Origin of the sequence: Shewanella acanthi, from assembly GCF_019457475.1 — a bacterium.
GTDB classification, from domain to species: domain Bacteria; phylum Pseudomonadota; class Gammaproteobacteria; order Enterobacterales; family Shewanellaceae; genus Shewanella; species Shewanella acanthi.
This window is the reverse complement of record NZ_CP080413.1, coordinates 1,848,896-1,861,237: the sequence shown is the minus strand read 5'-3', so window position 1 is coordinate 1,861,237 and position 12,342 is coordinate 1,848,896. Positions and strand designations below refer to the sequence as shown.

10 protein-coding genes are annotated in these 12,342 nt (G+C 45.7%); 5 read left to right on the top strand and 5 right to left on the bottom strand.

Features of this window, described 5'->3' with window-relative positions:
• Positions 1 to 7 precede the first annotated feature (7 nt).
• Complete coding sequence (locus K0H61_RS08210; RefSeq protein WP_220052195.1) at positions 8 to 250, top strand: DUF2897 family protein; 243 nt, start codon at positions 8 to 10, stop codon at positions 248 to 250.
• Positions 251 to 315: 65 nt separating this feature from the next.
• Here K0H61_RS08210 and K0H61_RS08205 read toward each other — a convergent pair whose 3' ends face one another.
• Both K0H61_RS08205 and trhO read right to left on the bottom strand, forming a co-directional pair.
• The gene (locus K0H61_RS08205; protein WP_220052194.1) at positions 316 to 798 is read right to left on the bottom strand and encodes a nuclear transport factor 2 family protein; all 483 of its coding nucleotides are present in this window, start codon (positions 796 to 798) and stop codon (positions 316 to 318) included.
• Between the two features lie 207 nt (positions 799 to 1,005).
• Positions 1,006 to 2,007, bottom strand: coding sequence for an oxygen-dependent tRNA uridine(34) hydroxylase TrhO (trhO, locus tag K0H61_RS08200; protein ID WP_220052193.1), 1,002 nt, complete (start codon positions 2,005 to 2,007; stop codon positions 1,006 to 1,008).
• A 256-nt stretch (positions 2,008 to 2,263) separates the two neighbouring features.
• Between trhO and K0H61_RS08195 the strand changes: the two genes are divergently transcribed.
• Positions 2,264 to 2,920, top strand: coding sequence for a glutathione S-transferase (locus tag K0H61_RS08195; RefSeq protein ID WP_220052192.1), 657 nt, complete (start codon positions 2,264 to 2,266; stop codon positions 2,918 to 2,920).
• Between the two features lie 493 nt (positions 2,921 to 3,413).
• Here K0H61_RS08195 and K0H61_RS08190 read toward each other — a convergent pair whose 3' ends face one another.
• Positions 3,414 to 5,171: a SulP family inorganic anion transporter gene (locus K0H61_RS08190; RefSeq protein WP_220052191.1), complete on the bottom strand. Its 1,758-nt coding sequence runs from the start codon at positions 5,169 to 5,171 to the stop codon at positions 3,414 to 3,416.
• A 360-nt stretch (positions 5,172 to 5,531) separates the two neighbouring features.
• Entirely contained in the window at positions 5,532 to 7,415 is a 1,884-nt protein-coding gene (locus K0H61_RS08185; RefSeq protein ID WP_220052190.1) for a choice-of-anchor I family protein, read from the bottom strand.
• 369 nt (positions 7,416 to 7,784) lie between these two features.
• On the opposite strand from K0H61_RS08185, the gene K0H61_RS08180 reads away from it, so the two are divergent.
• From K0H61_RS08180 to ilvN, 3 genes are all read left to right on the top strand, one after another.
• Positions 7,785 to 9,011 (top strand): multidrug effflux MFS transporter, encoded by a 1,227-nt coding sequence (locus K0H61_RS08180; RefSeq protein WP_434086607.1) that lies wholly within the window; start codon positions 7,785 to 7,787, stop codon positions 9,009 to 9,011.
• 390 nt (positions 9,012 to 9,401) lie between these two features.
• Entirely contained in the window at positions 9,402 to 11,120 is a 1,719-nt protein-coding gene (locus K0H61_RS08175) for an acetolactate synthase 3 large subunit (protein ID WP_220052189.1), read from the top strand.
• A complete protein-coding gene (gene ilvN, locus K0H61_RS08170; protein WP_220052188.1) occupies positions 11,120 to 11,614 on the top strand; it encodes an acetolactate synthase small subunit in 495 nt (164 codons plus the stop codon). Before K0H61_RS08175 ends, ilvN begins: the two co-directional genes overlap by 1 nt.
• Positions 11,615 to 11,740: 126 nt before the next feature.
• Here ilvN and K0H61_RS08165 read toward each other — a convergent pair whose 3' ends face one another.
• Positions 11,741 to 12,196 carry an Hsp20 family protein gene (locus K0H61_RS08165; RefSeq protein WP_220052187.1) on the bottom strand — a complete coding sequence of 152 codons (456 nt, stop codon included), beginning with the start codon at positions 12,194 to 12,196 and terminating at the stop codon, positions 11,741 to 11,743.
• Positions 12,197 to 12,342: the final 146 nt, after the last annotated feature.

Below are 12,342 nucleotides of genomic sequence, written 5' to 3'. Positions count from 1 at the left end.
GTAAGGCATGTCCAATTTCGAAGCATGGATCATTATCATTTTGGTGGTCGGTGTGGTTGTCAGTAACCTTGCCGTGCTGAAGTACAGCTCCAAATTCAAGATGCCCCAGTTTGGTCAAGATAAGGGACACGATACATCACTTAAAGGCAAAACGTCAGGAACTGAAGAACCTGAAGCAGAGCAAGCAACTAGTGCTCCCGACAAAACACCGCCTACTGATAGTGATTCAGACGCTGAGATAAAGAAGTAACAACTGCGGTATTATTGCACAACTAAAAAGGCGCTTAGTGCGCCTTTTGGCTTTCTCAAATAGGCTTAGTGATCGTAACTCACAACTCTCACTAACTCCCATTTCTCGCTAAGCTTTTTCCACACATGGACAAACTTAAAAGTGCCACAGTCATTCTTGCCATTCTCAAAATGGCAAAATTGATGACGCCCCTCCTGAATGGCCCCAAAGTTCGGCACGGGGAACACACTTAAGCTACCAGGCACTAAGGTCCTGGTTAATCCCAGTTTGCGATCGCAATTCTGTTTAGTCGCCGCCATGGTCTGGCTGTAATTGGTCAGTCCCCCTTGGTCGTGGTAAAACTCTAACCCTTTACCAAAAATCTGCCCCATGGTCTCAATATCGCAATGATTAAAGGCGGCGAATAACTTGGTATCCATGGCCGTAATTTCACTGGTTAATTCGCTGAGTTTAACCTCATTCGCTGTCACAGTTGAAGACAAGGTAAGGCTTAACATAATGAGTGTAATTGGCAACAAGGAGCTTAAAGGGTTGATACGTATTATCATCACTGTTTTCCTAGAAGTATTTTTAAATCCTGGACACAACACGATAGATGATTGCCTAAGCTAAAAACTCAAAATGGTAAAAATATATTTTTCAGCACGTTAGCACTAACACACTAGAAGATTCAATTTAATTCAAATAACAATCGCCCATAAAAAAGGCCCAGGATCTCCGAGCCTTTAACATCAAATCAACGAAATGATTGCCGCTTAGGCCTTCACTTGATTCGCCTTATTCTTTTGAGCGGATTGCTTACGGAGTTCTTCTTTTTTCTGGCGACGGGCTTCAATCACTTGGTTAACGTCGCTGCCGATATGGGCTTCGTTACGTGATTTTGCGAGGTTCACCTGACGCTCACGTTCAATAAAGCGCTTACGCTGCTCGTCGCTGATTTTTTCAATACAGTGTGGGCAGCTTACGCCTTGCACATAGGCAGGAGACAGTTTCTCTTCTTCGGTAATCGGCATACGACAAGCGTTACATTGGTCGTATTGGCCTTTTTTCAGGCTGTGGTCAACCGCAACGCGGTTATCGAATACGAAACACTCACCTTCCCAGAGACTTTCTTCCTGTTTCACTTCTTCGAGGTATTTTAAAATACCGCCTTCTAAGTGATACACCTCTTCAAAACCTTGCTCTTTTAAGTAAGCTGTTGATTTCTCGCAGCGAATACCACCAGTACAGAACATCGCCACTTTTTTGTGTTTGGCAGGATCAAGATTCTGCTTCACGTATTCAGGAAATTCTCTGAAGGTTTCAGTCACAGGGTTTATGGCGTTTTTGAATGTGCCGATTTGCACTTCGTAGTCGTTACGGGTATCAACGAGGATGACTTCAGGATCGGAGATCAGTGCGTTCCAATCTTGGGGTTTAACGTAGGTGCCAACCACTTTGAGTGGGTCGATACCTTCAACGCCCATGGTCACGATTTCTTTTTTAAGCTTAACCTTAGTACGATAGAACGGCATTTCATCATCGAAAGATAATTTATAAACGATGTTTTCGAGGCCATTTTGGTTGTTAAGCCACGCGAGCAACGCATCGATTGCCACTTGAGACCCTGCAACAGTCCCGTTAATCCCTTCGCTCGCTAACAGTAAAGTGCCCTTAATCTCCGCCTCTTCCATCATAGTTAATAATGGTTCGCGTAATGACTCAAAGTGCGGTAAAGAAACAAATTTATATAAAGCACATACAACTACGTTTGACATAACATCCTCAACTGCTGGCTGGAACTTAATTTCCAGTGCATTAGCTATCGATGATCCAAAACCTTATCTGGATCGCAAAAATCGCGCCGAATTTTACCTGAGTCACATCAGAATAAACACTAGAAATTAATTAACTCACATGAAATTGACCAAGGATTCGCTAAAATTGTCGCTAATTGAAGGTCAAACTAGGTTAAGCTATGCCAAAAAATCAGTGATTGTCATCTAAATCCCCAAGTTGTTGAGAAGCGTAGCTATGCCTTTACCGATACTTTATACCTTTCGCCGTTGCCCCTATGCCATGCGTGCTCGCCTTGGATTATTACTGGGCGAAGCTAAGGTCGAAATTCGGGAAATCATCCTAAAAGCGAAACCCAGTGAAATGTTAGCGGCAAATCCTAGGGGAACGGTGCCTGTATTAGTACAAAGCAATGGTCAGGTGATCAGTGAAAGCTTAGAAATTATGTATTGGGCCTTAAGGCAAGGCTCCTACAGCCAAACCATACATCCACTTCTCGGACAAAGCCAATCGGAGAAAACGCTCATCGATGAGCTTATCACCCTTAATGATCAACAATTTAAACCTTGGCTTGATAAGTACAAATACGCTGATAGGCATCCCGAATTCACTCAGGAGGATTACTTCATTAGGGCTGCTGAGTTTTTAGCGAGGCTAGAAACTGAACTTAATCGGCATCAGTTTCTTGTCCGAGACAGTTTAAGTCTTGCCGATTACGCTATTGTCCCTTTTATTCGGCAGTTTACTGCCGTGGATAGCAAGCGGGATTTACACCTTCACTTTCCTCGGCTGATTCAGTGGTTAACACTTCTTATCCAAAGCACAGTCTTTCACAGGGCAATGGAAAAATACCCCGTGTGGGAACAGGGACAAGTGGCAATATATTTAGAGTAAAAACACTATCCAAAACTAACTAACATCTTAAAAGCTAACAGATTATTTTATTTACCCAATAGCAATCGGTATATAAATCGAGTAAAGTTACACCACTTAAGCTATACACTTAAGTGATTGAGTTGAGTGTGGGACTTAACTCAAAGGCCCTATCGGGCTAAAACCATTCGAATAAATAGTCTCTAGGATTAGATACTTGAACAATACGGACATTGAAATCATCGCCATGTTAACTGGCTTAATTATTTTGCATTGCTTATTTGCGCACAAAGTTTTTAAAACTGATGCCAAACTTCGCAGTAAGCAAAAATGTGTTTGGTGTTTCCTCAGCTTGTTATTAGGCCCCATAGGCTATTATGGGTACCAAGGGCTGATCCCCTTAGACAAACTGCCGCAGGACTAAGCCGTTAGGCTAAAGCTTATTTATAAATCAAAATCGATAATCACTTAAAAAAGCGCGATTCAATCGCGCTTTTTTATTCCCATTTCACCACTATAAATGGCTGTGGAGTAAAACCAGATCGTCCGGATCCTTTTTAATCACAGGTGCCTGCCCTTCGGCAAGGGCTTGTTTATAGCTTTGATTCATCTTGAGCGCGAGGTACATGTCTGGACGAATTAAAATGCCGCCCTCGCCTGCATGCATACCCGCCTGCTCAAACCAACCGAGCATCTGCCGTTTACGCCCCGCCAACACCAAACGAACCCCGCGCTTTTTCAGCACTTGATGGAGATCCGCCAGCATGGCCATTACACTCAAATCTAAATGGGTGAAACAAGGCACCGCATCGATGATAATGCAATCGACAGGCTCAGTTTCGCGGATAAACTTCTCCAATAAACGACGTTTAAAATAAGTGGCGTTAAAGTAAGTTAAGGGCGAATTAAAACGATACATAAAGACGCCTGGCACAGATTTCGCTTTACCCGAATCATCGACGCTACGAATCACCCCTTTATGATCCAGCCCTAATACCTGATCCGTCGGCCGCATCACGGTCGCTAAAAATTGGAATAAACCTAAAAGAACTGCCAGAGTAATGCCTGGGATAACACCAATAAACAGCACTGAAAACAAGGTAGTACAGGCCAAAAAGAAAGCTGAACGGTCGCGAACCCTTAAATTCCACAGCGCCTTTAAATCAATCAGCGAAAGAGAGGCAATCACCAACACCACCCCCAGCGCCGCACTTGGAATGTATTTTAGTGGCGCGGTAAAAAACAGTGCCACCAGCGCAATTAATACCGCCGCAATAATCGAGACTAACTGACTCTTACCACCATTGGCATCGTTGACCGCTGTACGCGAATCGGCGCCGCTCACTGCAAAGCCTTGGGAAATGGCCGAGGCAATGTTAGCAATCCCGAGTGCCCTAAACTCCTTATCGGCATCGATATCATAGCCATTTTTTGCCGCAAAACTGCGCGCGGTAAGCATCATACTCACAAAGCTCACCATCGCTAAGTTAAGTGCAGGCACCACCAGCTCTCGGGCAATCCCTATATCAAAGGCCGGCGCTTGAAAAGGCGGTAATCCAGAGGTTACCTCGCCCACAACACTAATCTCAAAACTGGTCAGATTAAACACCCAAACTAATATGGCCGCCACGGCCATCGCACACAAAGACGCAGGCCACTGCGGACGATAACGCTTAACCACGATATAAGTGACTAGGGTTACCATTCCCAACAATAATGTCGGCCAATGGGTCTGACTCAAGTAGGAAGGTGTCCCTTTCAAACGCTCGATAAGGTAACGCTCGTCAAAGGTAAAACCAAATATTTTTGAAAACTGTCCCACGATAATAGTGATAGCAACACCATTAAGGAGTCCCATTAAAATCGGTTTAGAGAGAAAGTCGGCGAGCACACCGAGGCGAAAACGGCTGGCAATTAAACACCAAAAGCCCGTCATGGCGGTCATGGTCATGACCAGTTGCCAATGTTTCATGCTATCGCCCGCCGCAAGTGGCGTGACTACAGCCGCGATGACGGCGCAGGTAGCAGCATCGGGCCCGACAATCAATTGTCTCGAGGTGCCAAACAAGGCGTACACCAACATAGGTAGCACACAGGAATAAAGTCCTACAGCAGCATTCACTCCGGTTAATTGGGCGTAAGCAATCGCGACAGGTAAGGCGACTGCGGCGACAGAAAGCCCCGCCCGCACATCATCGCGAAGCCATTGGCGCTCATACTGCAGCATCTGCGCCAGACCCGGCGTATAAGACACAAGACTTGGTAACCTCACGCAGTAACCTCCCTATTAAGACTTCCACGGCAGCCTATACATGCACGCTTGAGGTAATAAAGTATAACGAAGCTTAGGTAAGTTCCTAAAAGCTCAGCAACTAAAAAAGTCGCCCATATTAAGTTGCTTAAGGGCGAAAGCCAATCCTATACCGCGATGACATCGTTGAAAATTGTAAAGATGTTTCACAAAATGCAACACCAATGAGGGCTTGAACAGACCATAACACAATAAAAACGTAAGCTGCCAATGACTGGATGATAAAAATAAACACGCCAGAGCATGGCTCTGGCGTTAACGGTTTCGAGGCGCTAATTGATTACCCCCATTAGCACTTAGTATTGTCCCCAAAGCAAAGGATTAATGTTGCTTAAGTTGGTAGACACTGGTGGTGCCGCTCACTTCATTGCCAATAATCAGCAGCGGCCAACCCGATGGGCTGTTTTCAGCACTCACAAACTTCATTCCTTCAGGCCCTAAATCACCCGCTAAGGTTGCATCGCCAGTGACATCACCCGTATCGGTATCAATCACAAAATCTGCGTCAAAATCACGATTGACCACGTAATCGACAAAATGCACCGCAAATGGGTTAGTAATGTCGTAAATCATAAAGCCTGACGTTCGCTCCAAACCGATGAAGGCATAACGCTTTTGGCCAATCTGCCCTATCGCTAAGGCCTCTGGTTCGGGGCCTTTATCGTCGCTGCGACTGTCACCTTTGTTTTCTTCATTGTTATTATTGAAATTATCACCTAAGAGTGCTGCCGTGATACGTTCAAAATCGCTGCCACTGTCGAACACTTGCTGACCGTCGCGGGTCCAAATAGAGAAAGACCGCGCGCCGAAACCCACGATTCTGTCATAGTCGCCATCCTTATCATCATCGCCCATACTCGTAGTGACTTTAAGGCGGGCTAACTGGGTCTTATCCTTCGCTGCAGCGTATTGGGGGTGGTTAGGATCCAAGGTTAAATCCCCTGCACGAGCCTCTTCAGAAAAACCTTTATAATCGCGGGAATCGCCCTCATTCGCCGTCACAATAAAATCCATCTTGTTCCAGCTAAAGCTTGCCAAAGTGTCTGGCTGATACATGCCATACACACCTTCATAGCGGCGAAGATTAATGCCATCATCCTTATCGCTGGCATCAATTTTATTCACATCAAGACCGTAATCTTTAAATCCTAACGGTAAAATGCTTGTTACGGCTCCGTTTGCAATATCAATAATTGCGATAGCATTATTTTCCTGCAGGCTCACAAAGGCGCGGGCATTATCGGGACTGATGCTGATGTATTCAGGCTCTAAGTCCTGGGCAACACTCGCCATTGGGCCATTGATTTTAATGTCTTTGGTAATTTCGCTATGACGCGCCCCTCCAACATTAAAGTCTGTAAAGCCGATGATGGTCGCCGTAGCAGCAGGCTTTCCATCTTCAATCTTGATAAGTGCCACACTACCCTCAGGATCTAAGCTGTAATCCTGATTAGGCTCCCCTTCATTGGCGACAAGTAGATTCTTACCATCGTGGCTAAACACTAGATTATCGGGTAATGCACCCACCTCAATGGCGCCAATATACTCGGCGCCCTGCTCAGCATCTAACTGATAAAAGGCAACATATCCATTACGTTGAGTGTTATTTCCCGCACCATCGCCACGCTCGATGGCAGCGGCGAGTAAATTACCCGATACACTTACACTATTAACACTGCCCAAATTGGATATCGCCACATCCTTGGCGACATCAAGCTCTGCGACTTTCTCAAGGTTATTTAGACTCAAGGGATCACTTGCATTGCCGGCTGACGCCAAAACACTGCCATCGAGCACATCGACTTTGCCACTCACGGCATTGACAACAAAAATGCGGTTTGATGGACGATGGAATTCGACAATCTCAGCCGCACTTAAGCCGTAGACATGGGTTTGATGACGACCAATCAGTTCAGCACTCAACCCACCGGATACTAACTGGCAAAGATATTGGCTCTGTGTAATATCGATTTCATTTACATCGAGCACACCGTTTTGATTAGTGTCTAATCCCGTATCGATGCGACTCCCCCCTGCGGGGCAATTTTCATCACCGATAACCAATGCAGTCACATTGACTAACGAAGCAATGCCGTCGGCACCTTTTTCGCCGTTTTGACCATTCTGGCCATCATCTCCATCGCTACAGCCACTCAGTATTATCGTTGTGAGTAACGCTGCCAGTCCTAGGGGTTTTGTTTTCATCTTTTGTCCCAATGATTGAATGAGGTAAAGCCAAACAAACTAATGGGGATTTAATACGCTGCGATGAAAGTAACATGACAAGAAAATGACATTGGCAACTACATAACTGTTTACATTTTATCTCTAACCATAAGCTATTACAGGGTTAATCAAACATGAGTAAATTTAAAGTTACATAAAGTGGCTTGGCTAATTCGAGTAAGGAGATTACCATTCGCGGGCTAAATTCTTTTTCGAGGGGTGAGTATTGCATACTTCAACTTTGAGATTTCGCCCTATACTCCTTCAATATCCAGCTTGAAATCGTTAGATAGCCAATTGGCTGTTTTCGGCCTGCGCTAACACAATATTTTGCCACCCGAGGTAATAGTGGACTCACAATCGCAATCATCTGGCTCTGCTCAAGCACGTGCAATACCACGATTGGTTATGTTAATTCCAATGCTTGCAGCCATAGTGGCAATTACGCCCTTGGCTATCGACATGTATTTGCCTGCCATGTCGACCCTAGCAAAGAGTTTTAATAGCGACATCACCACCATTCAGCAATCCTTGAGTATTTATCTGGGCGGTTATGCCCTTGGTATGATGTGCTTTGGACCACTTGCCGATCGCATCGGTCGCAGACCTTTGGCGATCATAGGCTTATCGGGTTTCACTTTGGCCAGTTTTATGCTCGGGCTTGCCCAGCAAGTTGAAGTATTTTTAGGCCTAAGATTCCTACAAGCCTTTATTGGTGCCGCGGCAACCGTAGTGGTGCCGGGTTACATTAAAGAAGTCTACGGTGAAAATACCGCTAAGGGCATGTCTTATGTCAGTCTAATCATGATGTTAGCGCCACTACTTGCCCCGAGTATCGGCAGTTTAATCTTAACGCTCGGTGAATGGCATCTGATTTTCTTTATCCAGTCAGGTTACGCAGCCCTTCTACTCTGCCTAGTGCTGCTGTTTTTAAAAATGCCAAGTGATAAAGATAAAAGTAGCCGCAGCCAAAAATCCTTTCTTGGTGCCTATGGGACTGTGTTTACACGCCCAAATGTTAAACTTAATATCGCCAGCGGTGTACTGACCTCCTTTGCGTTTTTCTGTTACCTTACCGCCTCACCCTTTGTCTATATGGAAGTGTTTTCCTTAGATAAATCAATGTTTGCAGTGCTATTTAGTACCAACGTCGGGGCGCTAATGCTCGCCAATATCATCAATACTCGCATTGTGAGCCGTTTCGGTTCACTGCGTATGTTGCATGTGGCGACTTTTTGTGGGGCCATTGCCGCTTTTGGCCTGTTAACTGTCAATCTATTAGGCCTGAGTTACCATTTCACTGTGTTGATGCTCATTCCACTGATGGGCAGTTTGGGGATCATGTCGGTCAACGCCGATGCCATAGTGTTGATGAAATTTAAACAGGAAACGGGCACTGCCACTGCGGTAATTGGCACGCTACGTTTTGGCTGCGGCGCTATTGCAGGCCCCCTGCTCGCACTTTTTTACAATGGCACTGCCGTGCCCTTTTCGGCGCTAATGCTTACTGCCGTGCTGTTAGTTGGTGTTTGTCAGTTTAACCGTCCGACCCACAAGGCGAAACCCACTAGCTAGTTTGGAGCACACATCAAACCGCTTATTCATTTGTACGGCGCCATCGAGCCGTTTTTAATCTTTGAATTGCAATTAATTGAAAAATCCCTAATTCATATTTTATTCATCTCACCACTTCAGCACACAATCTGATTTACTCCGTCCAAATGATGAATTTCATTCATGTTAGTTATTTTTTACAAAAAACCCTTGATATGTGTTCTTTAATTTGAATATGATGATTTTCTGTTCATTGCAACAGTGGCTGCATCATAAAGGATGAACGCTTAAGCAAAGACTTAAGTCAGCTAGTGGAGCCTGAATTACCCTTCAGGCTTGTTTTTAGAGCGATTACCGTCGCTGTAACGAGATACTGTTTACCGTAACGGTACTATGCAATAGGAGTTACACATGGAGAAGTTATCCGGCGCCAGCATGATTGTGCGTTCCCTGATTGACGAAGGTGTTAAGCACATTTTTGGTTATCCTGGCGGCTCAGTTCTAGATATCTACGATGCCCTGCACTTAATCCCCGGTATTGAACACATTCTGGTACGTCACGAGCAAGCGGCCGTGCATATGGCCGATGGCTATGCCCGCGCTACAGGCAAAGTGGGCGTGGTGTTAGTGACCTCGGGCCCAGGTGCTACGAATGCCATCACAGGTATTGCCACCGCCTATATGGATTCAATCCCACTGGTTGTGCTCTCAGGCCAAGTACCGAGCAATCTTATCGGTAATGATGCCTTCCAAGAATGCGACATGATAGGGATCTCACGCCCGGTCGTGAAACACAGCTTTTTAGTCCAAGATCCGACTCAAATCCCCGAGATCATTAAAAAAGCCTTCTACATTGCTTCGACGGGTCGTCCAGGTCCTGTGGTAGTCGATTTACCTAAGGATTGCCTGAATCCTGCACTGCTGCACGATTACATTTACCCCGAATCCGTTAAGATGCGTTCCTACAATCCAACGACCATGGGACATAAGGGACAAATTCGCCGTGGTCTGCAGGCATTAATAGCCGCGAAAAAGCCCGTTCTTTATGTGGGTGGCGGCGCCATTATTTCGGGTTGTGAAAAGCAAATTCTCACCTTAGCCGAAAAGTTAAATATCCCTGTCGTCAGCACCTTAATGGGCTTAGGCGCTTTTCCTGGCACCCACAAAAACAGCTTAGGCATGCTCGGGATGCACGGTCGCTATGAGGCGAACATGACCATGCACAACTGCGATCTGATTTTCGGTATTGGTGTGCGCTTCGATGACCGCACCACCAATAACGTCGAAAAATACTGTCCTAATGCCACGATTTTGCATATCGATATCGACCCTTCATCGATTTCGAAAACCGTGCGTGTCGATATCCCGATTGTAGGTTCAGCCGATACTGTGCTCGACAGTATGCTAGTCCTACTCGAAGAGTCGAATGAAAAAAATGATGGGGAAGCGTTAGCGCAGTGGTGGCAGGATATCGATGGCTGGAAGGCACGCCAATGTTTAGCCTACGATAAAGAGGGGACTCGGATTAAACCGCAGCAAGTGATTGAAACCTTATACAAACTCACCAATGGCGATGCCTATGTAGCCTCCGATGTGGGTCAACACCAAATGTTTGCCGCGCTCTATTATCCCTTCGATAAGCCGCGCCGCTGGATTAACTCGGGCGGCCTTGGCACCATGGGCTTTGGTTTGCCCGCAGCAATGGGCGTAAAAATGGCAATGCCGAATGAGACCGTTGTCTGTGTGACAGGCGATGGCTCCATTCAAATGAACATTCAAGAGCTTTCGACCGCGCTGCAATACGACACACCGGTTAAAATCATCAACTTAAACAACCGTTTCCTCGGCATGGTGAAACAGTGGCAGGACATGATTTATTCGGGTCGCCATTCCCACTCCTATATGGATTCTGTGCCTAATTTTGCCAAAATTGCCGAGGCCTACGGCCATGTCGGCATGACGATTAGCGATCCCGCAGAGCTTGAAACTAAGATGGCCGAAGCCCTCGCCATGAAGGATAGACTGGTGTTTATCGACATTATGGTGGATGAAACTGAGCACGTTTATCCTATGCTCATTCGCGGCGGCGCGATGAACGAAATGTGGTTAAGCAAAACGGAGAAATGCTAATGCGTCGAATCATATCCCTATTATTGGAAAACCAATCCGGCGCTCTTTCCCGTGTCGTAGGCCTGTTTTCCCAGCGCGGTTATAACATTGAAAGTTTAACTGTTGCCCCAACCGATGATCATACCCTATCGCGCCTCAACATTACCGTAGTGGCCGATGAAATGATCCTCGAGCAAATTGAAAAGCAGCTTCATAAGCTTATTGATGTGCTCAAAGTGTCAAACATCACTGAATCTGCCTATATCGAGCGTGAATTAGCGCTCGTGAAGGTAAAAGCCCAAGGTGAAATGCGGGAAGAAATTAAACGTACTGCGGATATTTTCCGTGGCCAAATCGTAGATGTCACCGCCAATCTTTATACCATTCAGCTGGTTGGCACGACAGAAAAACTCGATGCCTTTATCAACTCCATGGGGGAGGTGACCAAAGTCATTGAGGTTTCCCGCTCGGGTGTTGTGGGCCTTGCCCGCGGTGAAAAGGCAATGCGAGCCTGATCTATTTTGAGTTTCAAAATACTAAGGGGAGCAATTAGCTCCCCTTTTTCATTCACTTAACTCTCCATCACTGCCTACTTAGCTTTTATCAAACAAATTCATATAGCTAAGTCAATTGGCCCGTAATTAAGATTGGCTGTCTAAGATACGTGATGTGGTAATTTCAATCTTACGCGGTTTTAAGGCTTCTGGGATTTCACGCACTAGATCGATATTCAAAAGGCCATTTTCTAGGTTGGCCCCCAGTACAGTTACATAGTCGGCGAGCTGGAAGGTACGCTCAAAACCGCGCTCGGCAATGCCTTGATACAGATATTGGCGCTCAGATTGATTTTCAGCTTTATCGCCTTTGACTAAGAGTTTTTCACCTTCACTGCTGATCTCAAGTTCTTCCATCGAAAATCCAGCAACCGCCATCGTGATGCGGTAACGATTCTCGCCGAGGAGCTCAATATTGTAGGGAGGATAACCTGAGTTGCCGTTATTGGCGGCGGCGCGCTCAGCCATTTGGGCTAAACGATCAAAACCAATGGCACTGCGGTAAAGTGGGGCTAAATCATAGTTACGGTCAAAATTACGCATATTCATATCCTTGTCTTAAGCAATATGGGAAATTGGCAGACTGACTTTCTCTTTGACGGTGTTAAATGACTGTCTGAATACGGCATTTAAACCTGTCTGTCGCCAAAATTAACTTCTGTCCTAGCGGCACAGAATCGATTGGGATC

What these genes read in the sequence shown, in the direction of transcription:
- K0H61_RS08210 (WP_220052195.1), top strand. Translation starts at nt 8, where the DNA reads ATGTCCAATTTCGAAGCATGGATCATTATCATTTTGGTGGTCGGTGTG.
- K0H61_RS08205 (WP_220052194.1), bottom strand. Translation starts at nt 798, where the DNA reads ATGATAATACGTATCAACCCTTTAAGCTCCTTGTTGCCAATTACACTC.
- trhO (WP_220052193.1), bottom strand. Translation starts at nt 2,007, where the DNA reads ATGTCAAACGTAGTTGTATGTGCTTTATATAAATTTGTTTCTTTACCG.
- K0H61_RS08195 (WP_220052192.1), top strand. Translation starts at nt 2,264, where the DNA reads ATGCCTTTACCGATACTTTATACCTTTCGCCGTTGCCCCTATGCCATG.
- K0H61_RS08185 (WP_220052190.1), bottom strand. Translation starts at nt 7,415, where the DNA reads ATGAAAACAAAACCCCTAGGACTGGCAGCGTTACTCACAACGATAATA.
- K0H61_RS08175 (WP_220052189.1), top strand. Translation starts at nt 9,402, where the DNA reads ATGGAGAAGTTATCCGGCGCCAGCATGATTGTGCGTTCCCTGATTGAC.
- ilvN (WP_220052188.1), top strand. Translation starts at nt 11,120, where the DNA reads ATGCGTCGAATCATATCCCTATTATTGGAAAACCAATCCGGCGCTCTT.
- K0H61_RS08165 (WP_220052187.1), bottom strand. Translation starts at nt 12,196, where the DNA reads ATGCGTAATTTTGACCGTAACTATGATTTAGCCCCACTTTACCGCAGT.